Annotated in this window: 17 protein-coding genes and 2 pseudogenes; 14 read left to right on the plus strand and 5 right to left on the minus strand. The window is 49.2% G+C overall.

Annotation, left to right across the window (positions count from 1 at the left end; all coding sequences use genetic code 11):
• The first annotated feature begins 45 nt into the window (after positions 1-45).
• Together EL143_RS09720 and ribBA are read left to right on the plus strand one after the other, a co-directional pair.
• A complete protein-coding gene (locus EL143_RS09720) occupies positions 46-585 on the plus strand; it encodes a lipocalin family protein (RefSeq protein ID WP_085416131.1) in 540 nt (179 codons plus the stop codon).
• Between the two features lie 210 nt (positions 586-795).
• Complete coding sequence (ribBA, locus tag EL143_RS09725; RefSeq protein ID WP_085416130.1) at positions 796-2,151, plus strand: bifunctional 3,4-dihydroxy-2-butanone-4-phosphate synthase/GTP cyclohydrolase II; 1,356 nt, start codon at positions 796-798, stop codon at positions 2,149-2,151.
• 82 nt (positions 2,152-2,233) lie between these two features.
• Here the strand turns inward: ribBA and EL143_RS09730 are convergent, their stop codons facing one another.
• Genes EL143_RS09730 through EL143_RS09740 form a run of 3 tightly spaced genes read right to left on the minus strand, consistent with a single transcriptional unit; the run spans position 2,234 to position 4,055 of the window.
• Positions 2,234-3,541, minus strand: coding sequence for an MFS transporter (locus EL143_RS09730; protein ID WP_085416129.1), 1,308 nt, complete (start codon positions 3,539-3,541; stop codon positions 2,234-2,236).
• Positions 3,522-3,737 (minus strand): cbb3-type cytochrome oxidase assembly protein CcoS, encoded by a 216-nt coding sequence (ccoS, locus tag EL143_RS09735; protein ID WP_085416128.1) that lies wholly within the window; start codon positions 3,735-3,737, stop codon positions 3,522-3,524. The genes EL143_RS09730 and ccoS overlap by 20 nt, the downstream gene beginning before the upstream one ends.
• Before the next feature lie 3 nt (positions 3,738-3,740).
• Positions 3,741-4,055 (minus strand): HLGFF motif protein, encoded by a 315-nt coding sequence (locus tag EL143_RS09740; protein ID WP_085416127.1) that lies wholly within the window; start codon positions 4,053-4,055, stop codon positions 3,741-3,743.
• A 152-nt stretch (positions 4,056-4,207) separates the two neighbouring features.
• On the opposite strand from EL143_RS09740, the gene EL143_RS09745 reads away from it, so the two are divergent.
• The 6 genes from EL143_RS09745 (at position 4,208) to mpl (ending at position 11,524) form a co-directional block, all read left to right on the plus strand.
• Entirely contained in the window at positions 4,208-5,074 is an 867-nt protein-coding gene (locus EL143_RS09745) for a hypothetical protein (protein ID WP_085416126.1), read from the plus strand.
• A gap of 67 nt (positions 5,075-5,141) precedes the next feature.
• A complete protein-coding gene (locus EL143_RS09750; protein WP_085416125.1) occupies positions 5,142-6,983 on the plus strand; it encodes a WG repeat-containing protein in 1,842 nt (613 codons plus the stop codon).
• 409 nt (positions 6,984-7,392) lie between these two features.
• Positions 7,393-7,791 carry a DUF2846 domain-containing protein gene (locus EL143_RS09755; protein WP_085416124.1) on the plus strand — a complete coding sequence of 133 codons (399 nt, stop codon included), beginning with the start codon at positions 7,393-7,395 and terminating at the stop codon, positions 7,789-7,791.
• 139 nt (positions 7,792-7,930) lie between these two features.
• Positions 7,931-8,902: a prolyl aminopeptidase gene (pip, locus tag EL143_RS09760; protein ID WP_085416123.1), complete on the plus strand. Its 972-nt coding sequence runs from the start codon at positions 7,931-7,933 to the stop codon at positions 8,900-8,902.
• 113 nt (positions 8,903-9,015) lie between these two features.
• A complete protein-coding gene (gene trpS, locus EL143_RS09765; RefSeq protein ID WP_085416122.1) occupies positions 9,016-10,026 on the plus strand; it encodes a tryptophan--tRNA ligase in 1,011 nt (336 codons plus the stop codon).
• A 121-nt stretch (positions 10,027-10,147) separates the two neighbouring features.
• Positions 10,148-11,524 (plus strand): UDP-N-acetylmuramate:L-alanyl-gamma-D-glutamyl-meso-diaminopimelate ligase, encoded by a 1,377-nt coding sequence (gene mpl / locus EL143_RS09770; RefSeq protein ID WP_085416121.1) that lies wholly within the window; start codon positions 10,148-10,150, stop codon positions 11,522-11,524.
• Positions 11,525-11,976: 452 nt separating this feature from the next.
• On the opposite strand, the gene EL143_RS12505 is transcribed toward mpl, so the two are convergent.
• On the minus strand, positions 11,977-12,591 hold the full coding sequence (locus EL143_RS12505) for a DUF4124 domain-containing protein (protein ID WP_197719591.1): 615 nt from the start codon (positions 12,589-12,591) through the stop codon (positions 11,977-11,979).
• A 63-nt stretch (positions 12,592-12,654) separates the two neighbouring features.
• Here EL143_RS12505 and EL143_RS09780 point away from each other — a divergent pair, with 63 nt between their 5' ends.
• The 6 genes and pseudogenes from EL143_RS09780 to EL143_RS09805 form a co-directional block, all read left to right on the plus strand.
• Entirely contained in the window at positions 12,655-14,283 is a 1,629-nt protein-coding gene (locus tag EL143_RS09780) for an ABC-F family ATPase (RefSeq protein ID WP_085416120.1), read from the plus strand.
• Between the two features lie 160 nt (positions 14,284-14,443).
• On the plus strand, positions 14,444-14,920 hold the full coding sequence (locus tag EL143_RS09785; RefSeq protein WP_085416119.1) for an LPS-assembly lipoprotein LptE: 477 nt from the start codon (positions 14,444-14,446) through the stop codon (positions 14,918-14,920).
• On the plus strand, positions 14,920-15,927 hold the full coding sequence (holA, locus tag EL143_RS09790) for a DNA polymerase III subunit delta (RefSeq protein ID WP_085416118.1): 1,008 nt from the start codon (positions 14,920-14,922) through the stop codon (positions 15,925-15,927). Before EL143_RS09785 ends, holA begins: the two co-directional genes overlap by 1 nt.
• Positions 15,928-16,025: 98 nt before the next feature.
• Positions 16,026-16,478, plus strand: a complete 453-nt coding sequence (locus EL143_RS09795; RefSeq protein ID WP_085416117.1) for a hypothetical protein — start codon at positions 16,026-16,028, stop codon at positions 16,476-16,478.
• A gap of 99 nt (positions 16,479-16,577) precedes the next feature.
• Complete coding sequence (locus EL143_RS09800; protein ID WP_126326550.1) at positions 16,578-17,555, plus strand: IS30 family transposase; 978 nt, start codon at positions 16,578-16,580, stop codon at positions 17,553-17,555.
• 191 nt (positions 17,556-17,746) lie between these two features.
• Positions 17,747-18,046, plus strand: a pseudogene (locus tag EL143_RS09805) (IS5/IS1182 family transposase); the annotation flags it as partial.
• A 16-nt stretch (positions 18,047-18,062) separates the two neighbouring features.
• Here EL143_RS09805 and EL143_RS13015 read toward each other — a convergent pair.
• A pseudogene (locus tag EL143_RS13015) lies at positions 18,063-18,856 on the minus strand (integrase core domain-containing protein).
• Positions 18,857-18,885: the final 29 nt, after the last annotated feature.

An 18,885-nucleotide genomic window follows, 5' to 3' on the forward strand; every position in this document is an offset into this window, starting at 1 on the left:
GTTGGCTATACGACAAAAATATGGGTTACTAAACAGGAGTGAAAGATGAAATTTAAGTTGTCCGTTTTTCTGGGATTGGCATTAACAGCCATGATTGCGCGTGGCTCAGAGTCTTCCGATTTGCAAACTGTCGAACGGGTAGATGTGGCAAGATACATGGGCACATGGTATGAAATTGCACGCCTACCGATGCCTTTTCAAAAACAATGTGCCGCTGATGTAACAGCCACTTATACTTTGAATGCAGATACAACCATTAAAGTTGTTAATCGCTGCAGGCAGGCGGATGGGAGTTGGTCGGAAGCAGAAGGGCTTGCCCGTGCGCAAAATGAATCCAACAGCAAGCTGAAGGTTTCTTTCCTGCCCAAAGTCCTACGCTGGTTGCCCGTTGGTAAAGCCCCTTATTGGATTATGGCCTTGGATGAGGAATATGAAAACGTAATGGTTGGTCAGCCGGACAGAAAATATTTATGGCTCCTCTCCCGCCAACCGCATATGGATGAAGAAACTTACCAATCTTATCTAACCCAAGCTAAATCGCAAGGCTATGATTTGTCAAATTTAATACGCACCCGGCATCATTGAAATCATTGTAGTTATATTGCTTCTTAAAATACTGATTGATTGTTTTTTAAATTATCGCCCAGAGAGATGCCTGTCTGAAAACTATTTTTCAGACAGGCATTGATCTTCAGTCAAAATTTACTTTAAAGTAAAATCTACAAAACCATCTAAAACTTTACTTTCATTCCCGGCAAGCGTAATATCCGCTTTTCGATTTACAAGATTACCAGCATGAATCTCGCCGACTTACGCCGCAAAAACCTGCGTTTATGGATAGACCGCCTGCATCAAGGGCGGCAATCTCTTTTCGCTGCTGAAACCGGCATAAATCAAGGCGAACTTTCTACACTCTTGAAAAACAAGCCTTTCGGTGAACGAAAAGCCCGAAAAATCGAACAATCTGCCGGCATGCCCGAGATGTGGCTCGACGGTAACCATTCCGAGCCTGCTCCGGCTGCAAATCCGCAACCTCTCAACACTCAAACAACAAGCTCCGATACTATGCAAATTTCCCCGATTCCCGAAATTCTGGCCGACATCAAGGCCGGGAAAATGGTCATCATCACCGATGCGGAAGACCGTGAAAACGAAGGCGACCTCGTTATGGCCGCCCAATTCGTTACCCCCCAAGCCATCAACTTCATGATCAAACATGCCCGCGGCTTGGTGTGCCTGCCGATGAACGATGCCATGGTCGACCGCCTCAACCTACCGCAAATGACCCAAAAAAACGGCGCACAATACGGTACCAACTTTACCGTTTCCATCGAAGCGGCACACGGCATTTCCACAGGCATCTCGGCTGCCGACCGCGCGCTTACCATTCAAACCGCCGTATCGCCGAACGTCAAACCCGAAGACATCGTACAACCCGGCCATATCTTCCCGTTGCGCTCCCAAAAAGGCGGTGTATTGGTGCGTGCCGGCCATACCGAAGCAGCTGTTGATTTAGCCGAAATGAACGGCCTTTCTCCTGCCGGCGTTATCTGCGAAATCCTCAACGACGACGGCACCATGGCGCGTATGCCCGAGTTACTGAAGTTCGCCGAAGAACACAACCTCAAAATCGGCACCATCGCCGACCTAATCGAATACCGCAGCCGCACCGAAAGCCTGCTTGAAGAAATGGGCGATACCACCGTGCACACGCCATGGGGCACTTTCCAGCAGCATGTTTACGTGGACAAACTCTCCGGAGAAACCCATTTGGCTTTAGTGAAAGGCGAGCTCTCGCCCGAAACGGAAACACTTGTGCGCGTGCACGAACCTTTCAGCGTGATGGATTTCCTGCAAGCCGATCCCAATCATTCATGGCCGCTGCCCAAAGCGCTCGAGCATATCCAAAACGCGCCCAGCGGCGTGATTATCCTGCTGCACCGCACAGAAGACGGTGATGCCTTACTCGACCGCACGCTGCCGAAAAACACTTTCCAAGTCAAAAAATGGGACAGAAAAACCTACGGCATCGGTGCCCAAATTCTTGTGGGCTTAAACGTAAAAAAAATGCGCGTGATGGGCAAACCCTCTTCTATGAACGGCCTGACCGGCTTCGGTTTGGAAGTAACCGGCTTTAAAGCAGCGCCTTAAACCATCCGATATAAAGCACAATGCCTGTCTGAAAACGAGCAACGCAAATTTCTGCGAAGCTAAAATTTTCAGACAGGCATTGTTATTTCATGCCCAAATAAGATTTCAAATCCTTCCCTATTTCCGGCTCCAGTTTCACAAGATAGTAAAGCATACCGAGGTTGCCCAATGCTGCCAAACAGTAAAGCAGACTGATGCTTTCGAACAAAAACAAAAGCAAGGCGCTGGCCAGTGCGGCGGCAACCATAAACAAACCGTTCACGATATTGTTGGCGGCAACAGCGTGGGCGCGGAAATTGTCGCTGCTGGCAGTTTGCAGCCAAGTATAAAGCGGCACAGAGAAAAAGCCGCCGAAAAATCCGATGGTAATCATGCAGGCCATAATCGGAAAAGAGCGCGACTGTGAAAGAAAATGCCACACGCCGTTCAACTCGACATAACGCGTGCCGTATGTGAGCCACACCAATAAAACGCCGGACAAAGTCAAGCCCAAAGTGCCGACGGCAACCAAGCCTAAACGGAGCCGTTCGTGGCTGAGTTTGGCACACAAAACCGAACCTGCGGCAATGCCGATGGAAAACAAGGCCAGCATCAGGTTGAACACATTGTCGTTACCGCCCAAATGGATTTTGGTAAAGGTGGGCAATTGGGTGGTATAAACCGCACCAATCAGCCAAAACCACGAAATGCCGATAATCGCGGTATAAAGTTCTCGCTGGGCGAATGTGGCTTTCAGCAGGCTCCAAGTGCTGCGTGCGATATTCGGATCAATCCGCACATCAGGCTGCTTGGCTGCCACCGACGGCATAAATGCGCTGGTTATAAACCCTATCAATGCGGTTAAAACAACCAAAGCCGCTACCACATAATGATTTAAGCCGGCGACAAACGTGCCCAAAATCTGACCGAACAAAATCGCCAAAAATGTGCCCGACTCAATCAAACTGTTGCCCATAATCAGCTCTTTATCGTTCAGATAATCGGGCAAAATGGCATATTTCAGCGGTCCGAAGAGAGTGGATTGCGCCCCCATCAAAAACAGGCAAGCCAACAACAAAGGGGCGGACTGAATCAAAAAGCCGTAACCAGCCGCCAACATTATCAGGATTTCCAATATTTTGATGATGTTGGCAAGTTTCGCTTTGTCGAATTTAGTGCTCAGCTCGCCGGAAATCGACGAAAACAGAAAATAGGGCAAAATAAACAGCAACGCCCCCAAATTGAGCATTTGGCTGGGCGGCAGCCAAGCATTATCGCCCAAACCGTAAAAGCTAATAGATACAAACAGCGCAGTTTTAAACAAATTATCATTGAATGCGCCGAGAAATTGGGTGCCGAAAAGCGGCGCAAAACGGCGGCTGACAGCGAAATTAAGATTGTCTTTGATCATACTTCTCTTCCGCCGCAGAATCAGTCGGCTTGGCTTCAGACGTTTCCGGATGGTATTCGTCGTCATCCATAATAATCCGGTGCGCCGGGCCTTCCAAATCGTCAAACTGCCCGTTTTTGCCTGACCACCAGAAAAAATAGCCGATTAAAAATGCCAAGATGATACTCAACGGTATCAGAATATAAATGCTTTCCATGGTTTACATCATTCCTGTCATATCGCCCAATATCAACGATTGCGTGCCGATTTTCAAAAACTCATTGCGCAAACTGCCGACTTTTTCCGATGCTTTATAAAGGTTGACCTGATCTTTTTCCACCCGCCAGCAAAACGGCTGGGTTAAGTCGCCAAACACTTCCAGCTCACTCACGGCAAGCCGGTCTTGCGGCTGCGTTTCACTTTGCAGCTTCACAATAAAACGCCCGCTTTGCGGTTTTTCGCTTTCATCATCGGGCAGCATAATAAAAAAGCCCAAGTGCTCGCCCGCTTGGTTATGGATACTGAAATAATGCATACGGCTTACAAATGCCTGTCTGAAAAATCGTGAAGAACAAGAATGTAAACCCCTTTAAGCCAAGCCGCAAGGGCAAATGAGCTTATGCTTGTACGGATTGTTTTATTTTGTTAAGATGTTTTCAAAATCTAACAATATGATTATTCCAACTTATGAACACTCAGATTAAAACGTTTTTCTTTGCTTCCATTATCATCTCATCCCTCAGCGCCTGCCAAAGCCTTTCCCAACCCAACGGTTACGCCGATTACGAAAACCTTCCCCGCAGCGAAGCCGAATTTTTAAAGCGCACGGCAGATATTCAGAAAGCAGCCTCCGGCCTTAAACCACAGCGCATAATCTATTTCGACAAAGATTGGGCAGAAACAGAAGCACCAGATACCAAAGGCTATTTCCGCAAGTCATACGGCCTTCAAGACAACGGCCTGTATCTGCTGCAAGACTTTTTCCATGGCGGCAAAAAACAAACCAGTTTGTTTTACGGCAATTCGGAAAACGATGGATACACCAGCAATACCCAAGGTTATATTGCACTCTACAACGAACACGGCCAGCCGGATTCCATCGAATACATCATCAACTCGGAAACCCGTAACAGCCATGTTTTCTGCTCTGCCAAACTCTGCGCGCAACACAAACCCGAATTTTTTGCCGTTTTTAAAAACAACAGAAAAATATTAGAACGCCAATGGAACATCGGCCAAGACGGCAATGTTACCGAACAAACCGTTTGGTATGAAAACGGTAAAAAAGCCGCTTACCGCCAAGAAAAGCAAGCAGACGAAAACGGCTCTTCCCAACTCCTGCAAAACCGCTACTGGTTGGAAGACGGAAGCGAAAGCAGCACCCAACCCGACACCCAAACCTATCACGCCCTGATCGGCTACATTAAGCAAATAGAGAGGGCTAAATTCGGAGAATCGGAAGACAACGATTCGCAAGAATACGTTGGGGAACACGCCGGCCAAGCTGATCAAAAAACCGCGAAAACAGCGGCTGAAGCGGCATCAGAACGATAATACGATTTTTTCAGACAGGCATTTTCGCAACACAATGCCTGTCTGAAAAACAAACAGGAAAACGCACATGAAAAAAACTTTAGCCCTCCTTATCCCGCTTTTGCTCGCAGCCTGCACGACAGAGCGCCGGCCGCAAACATTCACTTCAAACACACCCGTTAAAAAAGCGGAAAAATCACAAGATCAATATTTTGTTTTTCCCAAAAGCCGGCATCCCGAATGCGTGTTTGACGCAGAAATCAAGCTCGGCCTGGTGGATGCACAAGGCAACTGGACCGCCCAACCGGAATTCAGTTTTATTAAAAAAGTCAGTGATTTAATCCCCGATCATTTGATCAATGGCGCACAAGCCCACGACCTGTTCATTGCCACCAAAACCCCATTGTCTTACAAGAAAAAACATTATGAAAAAGGCAGCAAACACTGCCTCGATCCCAAAACCCTGTTATTCGGCAAAACACTCGACAATCTCAGCTACGGCCTTATCAACCACAAAGGCAAATGGCTGCTTGCGCCTTCAACATTCAACATTAATTCCATAACAGACAGTACCGCCCTACTGACAACCCTGAACCGGCATTTTCCGGGCCGATTCAAACTGAGCGGACTGGAAGAAGGCAGAATCAAAGCCATCCGAGAAAAGCTGCTCAGCCAATCGGATAACGCTTCTAAAAGCGAAATCAGGGATTTCGAAATATTGCAAGAACACAACCTGATCAGGGTATCCATCGTCAATAAAACCGCTTCCGATTATTCACATTCCTTCGGTTTGGCGGATTTCAACGGCAACTGGATTCTTTCTCCTCAGGAAACCAAACAACGCGGCTATGTGGATATTTCATCCCATCATCCGTTCAATGACACAAACAGATGGATCACATACAGCAAACGAAACCACAATCAAATATGTTCGGGCTTTTTAGATAATCAAGGCAAAGAGCTTAGCGAAGCGCGATTCATACAAAGCGTGTATTGGGATTCGGTAACAAACCACAAATATCCGTTTGTCCATATGACAAGCTGCGACGGAAAAAAGCACGGTCTGATTAACCAGCAAAAACAATGGGTATTCACTATGCCGCCCCAATACGCGCATTTGCGTATCACCGACTTAGTAAGTGAATCGTCTTTCCTTGTTGTCGGGAAAAACGGTCTGCACGGCATAATGAATTTAAAAGGCGAACTGGAAATTCCCGTCCGCTTTACCTGGCTGGCTCCATTTGATGCCCGAGGCTATGCTCAGGCTCATTCCGAAGACGGCACCAAAGGCTTTATCGACCGCAAAGGCAATTGGGTATTCCAAACAGAAAATACCCAACAACACGCAGACTTACTCCCCAACAGTGATATTGTAGAAATCAATCAGTATTCGGAAAAAGAGGGGCGCCACATCTATAGCTATAAAAATCTGCAAGGCCGGTCAATCCCCGAGCCTTTTATCGACAAAGGCATACAATTGGTATACGGTTTTGATGAAAAAGGTTATGGTTTTGCAAGGAAAATTTTATCAAATAAAAAACAGATGCTTAATCATGAAGGATTTGTTAACGCCAAAGGCGAATGGCTGATTCAGCCGGAATTCGCTTTTACCCGGGCAGCAATTTCCAGCTACCCACACGATGAATCTGAATCCATTCAATATAATCAGGAGCTAATGCTGAACCAGCCGGCCAGTAAGTATTCCACATCTTTCCCCCTCGCAAAATTCATCGAACCGCACGGTTTGATTGTTGCCTCACACAGAGACAAACAAAACAAAAAAGGTGTGCTCAACCGGCAGGGCAAATGGGTACTAGAACCTGAATTCAATGAAATTTACCTCTCTGAAGATGAACCTTTCATTGTAGTAAAAAACGCCCGTGGCTGGAGCGCTTACGATTTCAATGGAAAACAAATCATCCTGCCGTAAACATTTATTCATAAACATTTATTTTCAGACAGGCTTCTTTTGGCAATGCCTGTCTGAAAATTTTTTTATCTCAATAGATTCAAGATATTAAACACAGAAACAAGCAATTTTCATTCAATAGAAAAACCTATTGAAGCCCCAAACCGCCCAAGACATTTGCATACCATTAATCTTGAAACGATTTTCAAAAAGCATAAAACGTTTACAATGTCTAACCAAACACAAACAAACTATCTTAAAACAATAATCATGTCGGTTATCTTAAATAACCAACCCAAACACACGCCAACTCAATCCCAATCATTGGGATTTAAGTTTGAATTGAGAAAATATATAAACGTATATATTATTACAAAAGTTATCACATAAAAACAATCAACTCACAATACAACGGAAAAGGATTTGCATTATGAAAAAATATCTGTTTGCTTGCATATTGTTTCCCCTTGCGCTTACTGCCTGCCAATCTGACTCGCCGAGGTTTATCCACTTAGAGCAGCCCGACTATAACAAAGGCAAGCTTTATATCTACCGCCCCCACAACTCGAAAAATTCCAAAATCGTTTACGACGTATATGCCGGCGATATAAAAATAGGTAATATCCGCAACGGCCAACACATACATCAAGACCTTCCTTTCGGCGTTCACAAAGTATATTTGAAAAACACGCAAACATCGGTTAACGTGCCTTTGCGTGTTGACGAGATTAAATGCTTGCGTATCGGCGTCAATGCGCAACGACAGCCTGTTTTACAAAAGATGCATTATGAGCAATGCAAGGTGGACATTCTTTCCACAAAACCATAATATGCAGGCCATCTACATAAATCATGCTGAATTCATTACCATGAAATACGGTTTCACCACAAAAAGTGAAACTTTTTAATAACGCGGAAATCCGTGCTACCCGTTTTCAGACAGGCATTGCATTATAAAAGGGAAAACCATGTATTTCGTCCCCCTGCCCAACCGAAGCGGCATGCTTCAAGTATCAAACCTCCACCAAATCTATTGGGAAGAATCAGGCAACCCCAAAGGCATTCCCGTGATCTTCCTGCACGGCGGGCCGGGTGCCGGCGCATCGCCTTCGTGCCGGGGATTTTTCGACCCCACAGCCTACCGCATCATTATTATTGACCAGCGCGGCTGCGGCCGCTCCCTGCCTTTTGCAGAAACCCGAGAAAACACCACTTGGGATTTGGTAGAGGATATTGAAAGAATCCGCGAAATACTCGGCATCAACAAATGGCTGGTATTCGGCGGCTCTTGGGGCAGCACGCTCTCCCTGGCCTATGCCGAAACCTATCCCGACCGCGTGCTCGGCCTGATTTTGCGCGGTATTTTCCTGTGCCGCCAAAGCGAAATCGACTGGATCAACGAAGCCGGCGGCGTAAGCCGGATTTATCCTCAGCAATGGCAGGAATACATTGCCCCTGTGCCGAAAGAAAAACGCGGCAAGCTCGTTCATGCTTACCACGAAATGCTGTTTTCCAACGACCGTGCCATCGCCCTCGGCGCAGCCAAAGCCTGGGCAGACTGGGAAAGCTGGCTGATCCAGTTCGAGCCGCGAGCCGTAGATGAAGACGCAGAGCAATCCCTCGCCATAGCCCGCATCGAAAACCATTATTTTATGCATTTGGGCTGGCTGGAAGGGGAACGCGCCATTCTGCGCAATATCCGCAAAATCCGCCACATTCCCACCATCATCGTGCAAGGCCGTTATGACATGTGCACACCCATGCAAAGTGCCTGGGAATTAAAACAAGCCTTCCCCGAAGCAGATTTGCGCATCGTCCAAGCAGGCCATGCCGCTTTCGACAAACCCTTGTCCGCCGCCCTAATCAAAGCCTGTGATGAATTCGCCGCCCGCCTGCAACGTAAAGAAGGTTTGGATTATGCAGACGAGGCCGGATTCTGATAAGATTCGGCCATCTTAAAACCGTTCAGCAACACACTTTCAGACAGGCATTTGCAAGGCTCTCCCGCTCGCAATGCCTGTCTGAAAACATCCCAGCAGAAAGCAACCCCATTATGACCAAAAAACGCGTGCTTACCGGCGTTACCACCACCGGCATTCCACATCTGGGCAACTATGTCGGCGCCATCCGCCCCGCCATCCGCGCCAGCCAAAGCGAAAACACAGAATCCTTTCTTTTCCTGGCCGATTATCACGGCATCATCAAATGCCACGACCCGGAAACCATCCACCAATCCACCCAAGCCGTAGCCGCCACCTGGCTGGCCTGCGGCCTCGATCCCGAACGCACCACGTTCTACCGCCAAAGCGATATTCCCGAAATCCTCGAATTAAACTGGATTCTCACCTGCATCACCGCCAAAGGCCTGATGAACCGCGCCCATGCCTACAAAGCAGCCGTGCAGGACAATCTCGACAAAGGCCAGGAAGACCAAGACCATCAAATCGAAATGGGCTTATACAGCTATCCCATCCTGATGAGCGCCGACATCCTCATGTTCAACGCCCACGACGTACCCGTAGGCCGCGACCAAATCCAACACGTTGAAATGGCGCGCGACATCGCAGGCCGCTTCAACCACCGTTTCAAAGAGCTGTTTGTATTGCCGGAAGCCAAAATCGAAGAAAACGTAGAAACCCTCGTCGGCTTGGACGGGCGCAAAATGAGCAAAAGCTACGGCAACACCATTCCCCTGTTCGAAACCGAGAAAAAGCTGCAAAAATCAGTCAACAAAATCATCACCAACCTGAAAGAGCCGGGCGAACCCAAAGAGCCGGATGAAAGCCCGCTGTTTGAAATCTACAAAGCCTTCGCCACCGAACAGGAAACCCAAGCATTCACCCGCATGCTGGCCGAAGGTTTGGCGTGGGGCGAAGCCAAAAAAATCCTCGGCGCCAAGCTCAATGAAGAATTGGCGCCCAAACGCGAACGCTACCACGAGCTCACCGCCAACCCCGCGCAAATCGAAGACATCCTGCAAGCCGGCGCCGCCCGCGCACGCAAAGAAGCACGCGTTTTACTGGAAAAAGTGCGCGATGCAGTAGGCATCCGCGCGCTGAAATAACACGGCCGCCACACACCAATGCCTGTCTGAACACTTTTTCAGACAGGCATTGCATATTAGAAAATATCAACTTTCACAGCTATAATACACATTTTTCATTGTTTTCAGCGAAACCCACACCATGAAACACATCCACATTATCGGCATAGGCGGCACCTTTATGGGCGGCTTGGCGGCAGTTGCCAAAGAAGCAGGCTTCAAAGTTACCGGCTGCGATGCCAAAATGTACCCGCCTATGAGCACCCAGCTCGAAGCTTTAGGCATAGGCGTGCACGAAGGATTCGATGCCGCGCAGTTGGACACCTTTCAAGCCGACGTATATGTAATCGGCAATGTGGCCAAGCGCGGCATGGACGTGGTCGAAGCCATTTTAAACAGCGGCCTGCCTTATATTTCCGGCCCGCAATGGCTGTCTGAAAACGTATTGCAAGGGCGTTGGGTGCTCGGCGTAGCGGGCACCCACGGCAAAACCACCACCGCTTCCATGCTGGCTTGGGTGTTGGAATACGCCGGTTTGGCGCCCGGCTTCCTGATCGGCGGCGTGCCGCAGAATTTCAGCGTGTCCGCCCGCCTGCCGCAAGCGCCGCGCCAAGATGCCGATTCCGTTTCACCGTTTTTTGTGATTGAAGCCGACGAATACGACACCGCATTTTTCGACAAACGCTCCAAATTCGTCCACTACCGCCCGCGCACCGCCATTCTGAATAATCTGGAATTCGACCATGCCGACATTTTCGCCGATTTGGCCGCCATTCAAACCCAGTTCCACCACTTGGTACGCACCGTTCCCGCGCAGGGTCTGATTGTCTGCAACGGCACAGAGCAAAATCTGCGCGACACGCTCGATAAAGGCTGCTGGACGCCTGTTGAATTTTTCGGCGTCAAAGAAGGCTGGCAGGTCGGCGCAGTGGACGCAAACGGCGCGTTTGACGTGTTGTTCAACGGGGAAAAAGCCGGCCATGTGGCTTGGGACATTATCGGCGAGCACAACCGCATGAACGCGCTGGCCGTGATTGCAGCCGCCCGCCATGCCGGCGTGGACGTGAAAACCGCCTGCGAAGCCTTGAGCCGATTCAAAAACGTGAAGCGCCGCATGGAAACCAAAGGCGAAGTTAACGGCATTACCGTTTATGACGATTTCGCCCACCATCCCACCGCCATTGCCACCACCGTTGCGGGTTTGCGCCAAAAAGTCGGCAGCGCGCGCATTCTGGCCGTATTGGAGCCGCGTTCCAACACCATGAAATTGGGCACTATGAAAGCCGCCCTGCCGGCAAGCCTGAGTGAAGCCGACCAAGTATTCTGCTATTCCGGCGGCGTGGATTGGGATGTGGCCGAAGCCCTGTCGTCACTCGGCAGCAAACTGCATGCCGGCAGCGATTTCGATGCCTTTGTTGCCGAAATCGCCAAACAGGCGCAAAGCGGCGACCATATCCTGATTATGAGCAACGGCGGCTTCGGCGGCATTCACGACAAGCTGCTCGCTCAATTGAAGTGATTTGAAAACTCTGCCAAAACAGGAACTATAGTGATCAACTTAAAAATAGTACGTTCGTCATACTCGGGCTTGACCCGAGTATCTCCTAAAGTTAGCGGAACTCAAGATACTCGGGCCAAGCCCGAGTATGACGGAAATGCCACTAAAATTAAGTGTTTTAACTATAGTCTGCTTTTTCATACCCCATACCAATAATGCCTGTCTGAATGTTTTCAGACAGGCATTATTGGTCATAACCGGACTGATGCTTAACCTAAACGTGTCGGAATTTAAAATAACCTTAAACTTACCTTATAGTTAATCAAATTAATTTTTAATACAAGGCAGCAAGCCGAAGACAGTACAGATAGTACGGGACTAATTTTGTTGCTGCTTCAGCAGCTTACAAAATCGTTCTCTTTGAGCTAAGGCACAGCAACACCGTAGTAAAAGTTAAGTTGATTAACTATAATCTACCTCGGAGCTGCATTTCCCTCCGAAACCGCACTGCCAACCGAAAGCCCGTTCAACTTATCCTGCGCCTTTTTCACTTCGGCTTCCAAACCCGCAATGCGTTCGAGGTAGCGCGCATAATTGCGTTCGTTACCGTAGCGCACTTTTTTCCCTTCTTCCAAAGCGCGCTGCGCATCTTTCACTTTTTTCTCCGCAGCCTGATAAGCCGGATCGGGAGCAGGCTCGGGTGCAGGAGCCGGCGGCGTATAGTGTACCGGCTTGGCCGGTTCTGCCGAATAAATGCTCGGGCGGCCTATATCGGCTTTTTTGCAATTCGCCGAACCTGCATTCTGCGTATACACTTTATTGCCGTAGCGGTCGGTGCAGGTAAACACTTCTGCGTGCGCAAAAGGCAGCGCAACCCAATACAGCAAAGACAAAATCAGAGCTTTTTTCATACGTTTTTCCATGTAAATTATTTTTTGATTATAGCCGAATCCGCCTCCCAACGGTTCGCGGCCCGTTTCACGCCCTGCACAAGTTGTGTAAAAAGGCGGCATATTCGGTAAATGCCTGTCTGAAAGCTTTTTCAGACAGGCATTTATCTTCAACAAATCCCAAATGTAAAGCCGCATACAAGCCGCCGGTATGGTAGAATATTGCCCATTTTTGACAACAACTTTTTAGGGTATCTCAACATGATTTCTACCAACGGCATAACCATGCAGTTCGGCGCCAAGCCGCTGTTTGAAAACGTATCCGTCAAATTCGGCGAAGGCAACCGCTACGGCTTGATTGGTGCCAACGGTTCGGGCAAATCCACCTTCATGAAAATTCTCGGCGGCGATTTGGAGCCGACCAGCGGCGAAGTGGCCATTGAAAACGGCGTGCGTTTGGGCAAGCTGCGTCAAGACCAGTTCGCTTACGAAGATATGCGCGTGCTGGATGTGGTGATGATGGGGCACACCGAAATGTGGGCGGCGATGACCGAGCGTGATGCCATTTACGCCAATTTGGAAGCCACAGAAGACGATTACATGAAAGCGGCTGAGCTGGAAGCCAAGTTTGCCGAATACGACGGTTACACCGCCGAAGCGCGCGCGGCCGAGCTTTTGAGCGGCGTAGGCATAGAAGAATCCCTGCACAACGCGCAAATGAGCGAAGTCGCCCCCGGCTTCAAACTGCGCGTATTGTTAGCGCAAGCCTTGTTTTCCAAACCCGACGTATTGCTGCTCGACGAGCCGACCAACAACTTGGACATCAACACCATCCGCTGGCTCGAAGGTGTGTTGAACCAATACGATTCGACCATGATCATCATTTCGCACGACCGCCACTTTTTGAACGAAGTGTGCACCCATATGGCCGACGTGGATTACAACAGCATCACCATCTACCCCGGCAACTACGATGACTACATGCTGGCTTCCGCGCAATCCCGCGAACGCGCCCTGAAAGACAACGCCAAAGCCAAAGAAAAGCTGCAAGAGCTGCAAGAATTCGTGGCACGCTTCTCGGCCAACAAATCCAAAGCCCGCCAAGCCACCAGCCGCTTGAAACAGGCCGACAAAATTAAAGCCGAAATGGTGGAAGTGAAACCCTCCACCCGCCAAAACCCCTATATCCGATTTGAAACCGACGAAAAAGCCAAGCTGCACCGCCAGGCAGTGGAAGTGGAAGGTTTGGCAAAATCTTTTGAAAACACCTTGTTCAAGAACCTCAATTTCATGCTGGAAGCAGGCGAGCGCTTGGCTGTTATCGGCCCGAACGGCGCAGGTAAATCCACCTTGCTGAAACTGTTGGCCGGCGCATTCAATCCCGAATACAGCGAAGGTATCCAGCCCGATGCCGGCACCATCAAATGGGCGGAAAAAGCCAATGTCGGCTACTATCCGCAAGACCATGAAAACGATTTCGATGTGGATATGAACCTCACCGAATGGATGCGTCAGTGGGGTCAGGAAGGCGACGACGAACAGGTTATCCGCGGCACGCTCGGCCGTTTGCTGTTCGGCAGCAACGACGTGGTCAAACAGGTACAGGTGCTTTCGGGCGGAGAGAAAGGCCGTATGCTTTACGGCAAGCTGATTCTGCTTAAACCGAACGTGCTGATTATGGACGAACCGACCAACCACATGGATATGGAAAGCATCGAATCCTTAAACATGGCTTTGGAAAAATATAAAGGCACCTTGATTTTCGTATCGCACGACCGCCAGTTTGTATCTTCATTGGCCACCCAAGTCATCGAGCTGGACGGCAAAGGCGGCTACGAACACTATCTAGGCGATTACGAAAGCTATCTGGAGAAAAAAGGCTTGGTGTAACCCGCATCAGCATCAGCATCAATCATGCCTGTCTGAAACGGCTTTCAGACAGGCATTTTATAAAAACCAACCGCAACGTCGGCTCTGCATTCCTACGCCCCGTATTGGTGGTTGAACCTGTTTGGCTATATAATAAACAGCCCTGCAAAAAGGAAATCTCATGCGAAAAATCCTGCTTGCCGCAGCCATACTTGCCGTATCGGCATGCGGTTTTCATCTGAAAGGCACACAGCCTTACGACAAACTGCCTTACACCGCATGGCGTGTCGACGGCGGCGCTTTGCAGCAAGTGTTGGAAAACGCATTACGCCGTGCAGACGGCAAGCCCGTTGACGCTTCTCAGGCTCAGGCAGTCATCGCCGTAAGCCATATCGAAGCCCACAAAGATGTACTCACCATCACGCGTGCCGCCACCATCAACGAATATCTGCTGATTTTGCGCGTTCACGCACAAGCCAGCAGCAATGGCGAAAACCTGGGTGAGCCTATAATCGTAGAAGTACGCCGCAGCATGGATTATGCCGATGGAAAAGTACTCGGTAAGCAGGAAGAAGAAGCAACCGTTTGGCAAGAAATGCGCCGCGATGCCGCCGAGCAGATTGTGCGCCGCTTGGCATTTTTGAAAGCCGCCCGATAATGAGCCTGTTGCCGATAGAAGATTTAGGCAACCATTTGGCGGGCAACCTCAGCCCGCTTTATGTGATTCACGGCGAAGAAGACTTGCTGCGCGTGGAAGCTCTGGATACCTTGCGTGCGGCAGCCAAACAAAAAGGCTATTTAAACCGCGAAGTCTATACCGCCGACACCCATTTCGATTGGAACGAAATGCTCGCCTCGGCCAACAGCATGGGGCTGTTTGCCGATTTAAAGCTGATGGAAATCCATATTCCCAACGGCAAGCCGGGCAAAAACGGCGGCGATTCGTTACAAAGCCTGTCTGAAAACCTGCCCGAAGATACCGTGGTTGTCATTATGATGCCCAAGCTGGAACGTGCGCAGACCCAAGCCAAATGGTTCGGCTCCCTCTCCAAACATGGTACGGTTTTGGAAGCCAAAGCCGTAGGCGCTCAGGCGTTGCCGCAATGGATTAACCGCCGCCTGCAACAACACGGCTTGGAAATCGAAGCTGATGCGCTCGCTTTGTTTGCCGAGCGGGTGGAAGGCAATCTTTTAGCCGCCAAACAGGAAATCGACAAGCTCGCCCTGCTCTACCCGGCAGGCCATTTGGTTAACTTGGAAGACGCACAAAACGCTGTTGCCAACGTGGCGCGCTTCGATGTGTTCCAACTGTCCTCGGCTTGGATGGGCGGCGATACCGCCCGCGTTGTCCGCTTGATGGACGGCTTGGAAGAAGAAGGCGAAGAGCCGGTATTGCTGCTTTGGGCTTTGGCCGAAGACATCCGCACCCTAATCCGCCTGACCGCAGCCTTGAAGCAAGGGCAAACCGTTGCCAATGTACGCAACAGCCTGCGCCTTTGGGGCGACAAACAAGTATTGGCGCCCAAAGCCGTAAAACGCATACCTGCCGGTCGCCTGATTGCAGCTTTACAGGAATGCGCGCGAATCGACCGCATCATCAAAGGTGCGGAAGACGGTAAAGCGTGGCCGGCGTTCAAGCAATTGGTTACCGGTTTGGCCGCATAAAACCGCCTGCCTGCTTTACACTTTCAGACAGACATTCTATCCAATAGATTTATCACAAACCATTTGATTTCAAATACATTAAATAAAGAAAGAAAAACATGGATCCGAAAATGTTTATCAAACCCGCCATCAGGATTTCGATTTTCGCCGCAGCAGTGGTAGCCATTCTGATTTTATTCGGCGTAACCTGGTGGATTGCCCTGCTTTCCGTACTCGGCGTGATTGCCGTAATCGCCTTGATTGCCTACATCGTTATCCGCCGCCAGCGTAAAAAGTTTACCGACACACTCAAAGCATTCAATATCGACCCGCAATCCGGCCGCGTAAACCCCGCGGATTTAAAACGCATGTACAACAGCGGCGGAGATGCGCAAAAACAAGCCGTAATGATTTACCGCATGGCAAACAACAACTGCCCTGAAGCCGACGCGCATAAGTTCTTCAAAAGCATGTCGATTTTCAACCGTGCCGAGCAAATGCAGGAAATCCAAAAAATGCAGGCACAGCAGCGCAAAGGCAAGGGCAAAGGAAAAGGCAATATGTTCCGTTAACATACGCCGACGGCGGATTCGGATTTGAAGTGCAACTTTCCATAACAGAAAAAGGCCGGTATGCGGTAGCATACGGCCTTTCCTGCAAGAAAGATTGCCATGAGCTACACACAACTGACCCAAGACGAACGATACCACATCCAATACCTGTCCCGCCACCATAGCATCAGCGAAATCGCCAAACGGCTTAACCGCTATAAAAGCACCATCAGCCGCGAAATCAAACGGCACTGCCCACAAGGGCAGCAATACAGTGCCGAAAAAGCCCAACAGCAAAGCCGGCTTACCAAGCAGCGCAAAAGAAAACCCTATAAGCTCCATTCCCGGCTGATTCAACACATCGACACCCTCATCCGACTCAAACTCAGTCCCGAACAAGTGTGCGCCTATTTGCACAAACACCACCAAATCACACTCCACCACAGCACCGTCTATAACTACCTGCGCGACGACAAAAGCAACGGCGGCACTTTGCGGCAGCATCTCAGAATAGCCGGCAAATCCTACCGTAAACGCTACGGCAGTACATGGAGCAGAGGCAAAGTACCCGACCGCGTCGGCATTGAAAACCGACCCGCCATCGTCGACCAAAAATCCCGCATCGGCGATTGGGAAGCCGACACCGTCGTCGGCAAAGATCAGAAAAGCGCATTACTGACCTTGGTCGAGCGGGTTACCCGCTACACCATCATCTGCAAGTTAAAGAACTTCAAAGCCAAAGACACTGCCAACGCCGTCATCAAGGTATTGAAGGCGCATAAAAACAGGGTACATACCATTACCATGGATAACGGCAAAGAATTCTGCCGACACATCCGAATAGCCCAAGCATTGGAGGCAGAAACCTATTTTTGCCGCCCCTACCGTTCTTGGGAGAAAGGGCTGAATGAAAATACCAACGGACTCATCCGCCAATATTTCCCCAAACAAACCGATTTCCGCAACATCAGCCATCGGGAGATACGCAGGGTTCAGGATGAACTGAACCATAGGCCAAGAAAAACACTTGGCTATGAAACGCCAAGTGTTTTATTCTTGAATCTGTTCCAACCTCTACTGCCTGAGTGTTGCACTTGAAATTCGAATCTAAGTTACTGATAGAAGCTGAAAAGCAACGTTCCCTGCCCAATCTGCCATTTAGAAATCGCAGTAAACTAAAACATGTATTGCAATCTTATCTATAGCCGAATGAAACCATGCCTGAGACCTTTATAAAATTCCCCCTCACCCTTAAATTCCCTACCAAAAGACATTTAGGGGGATTTTTTATGAGCACCTTCTTTCAGCAAAACGCACAAGCCATGATTTCCAACACATCGACCGCTTCCCCCTATTGAAACTTGAGCAGGTGATTGATTGGCAACCGATCGAGCATACCTGAATCATCAAAGATCCCGCTACCTTCGAGACCTCCGCAGCCGTCCCGCCCATCCCTTGTTATCCATGTTCAAAGTCGTTCTCCTCAACCAATGACACAGCCTTTCCGACCCCGAACTCGATCCAGAACCTTATGCCGTTACCGCAACTGGTTGGCACAAGACAACACTTTGGCCGAACTACTGGTGTTAGAAATCGTCGTGTTGTTTACACAACAGGTTGAGAAAAATAAGCCTGCAATACCTCGAAAGGTGTCTCTCCTTTCAAACCGCTATATGATTTGACTGTATTGTAGTAATTTACAAATCGGCACAACTCCTTGCGCCGGTGTTCCGAATCTTTAAATTGCCCTTTGTCGTGCCACATCTCCATCAGCGTGCGTATTACCCGCTCCGCTTTACCGTTGGTTTGTGGTCGGGCGACGCGGGTAACAATTGGCCGATATGGTTCTCATAGCATGCGACGCTAAACGGATGATTGGCGGCGCTGCCCTTGTATTCCATGCCGTTATCGGAATAAACACACTCTATAGTATAAGGACAGCAGTCGATCACATCTCGCACTAGGAATTTGGCCGCGCTGGTCGAAGTACGGTCAGGCAAGATGGCCGCATACAGCTTCCGAGAGAAATCATCAATAGCAACAAACAGATAATCCCTCTGTTCGGTTGCTTTTTGATGGCGCAGTAGCGGCAATCGTTTGGTATCGACATGAACCATCTCGCCAGGATAAGATTTATTGTAGCGTTTGGCTTTTTTCTTTAATTTCTCTTCAATTTCCCGTTCGACCTTAGCCAGACGTTTCATACCGTATTTAGCCTGTTTTACTCTTCTGGGAGGTCAGCAATTGCAGCCGGGCGGCTTTCAATATGCGGTAAATGGTTACTCTGCTGACGTTGTACTGCCTAGCCAAAGAGGTAACGGTGGTTTTGTCTTGGGTATAAGCACACTATATGGCTTGACGGCTATGTGGGTTAAGCGGGTGTTTTTATGGATGTTCATACAGAATTGTCTTTCAAATACTGTAAACA

The organism is Neisseria canis (genome assembly GCF_900636765.1).
In the GTDB taxonomy this organism is placed as follows: domain Bacteria; phylum Pseudomonadota; class Gammaproteobacteria; order Burkholderiales; family Neisseriaceae; genus Neisseria; species Neisseria canis.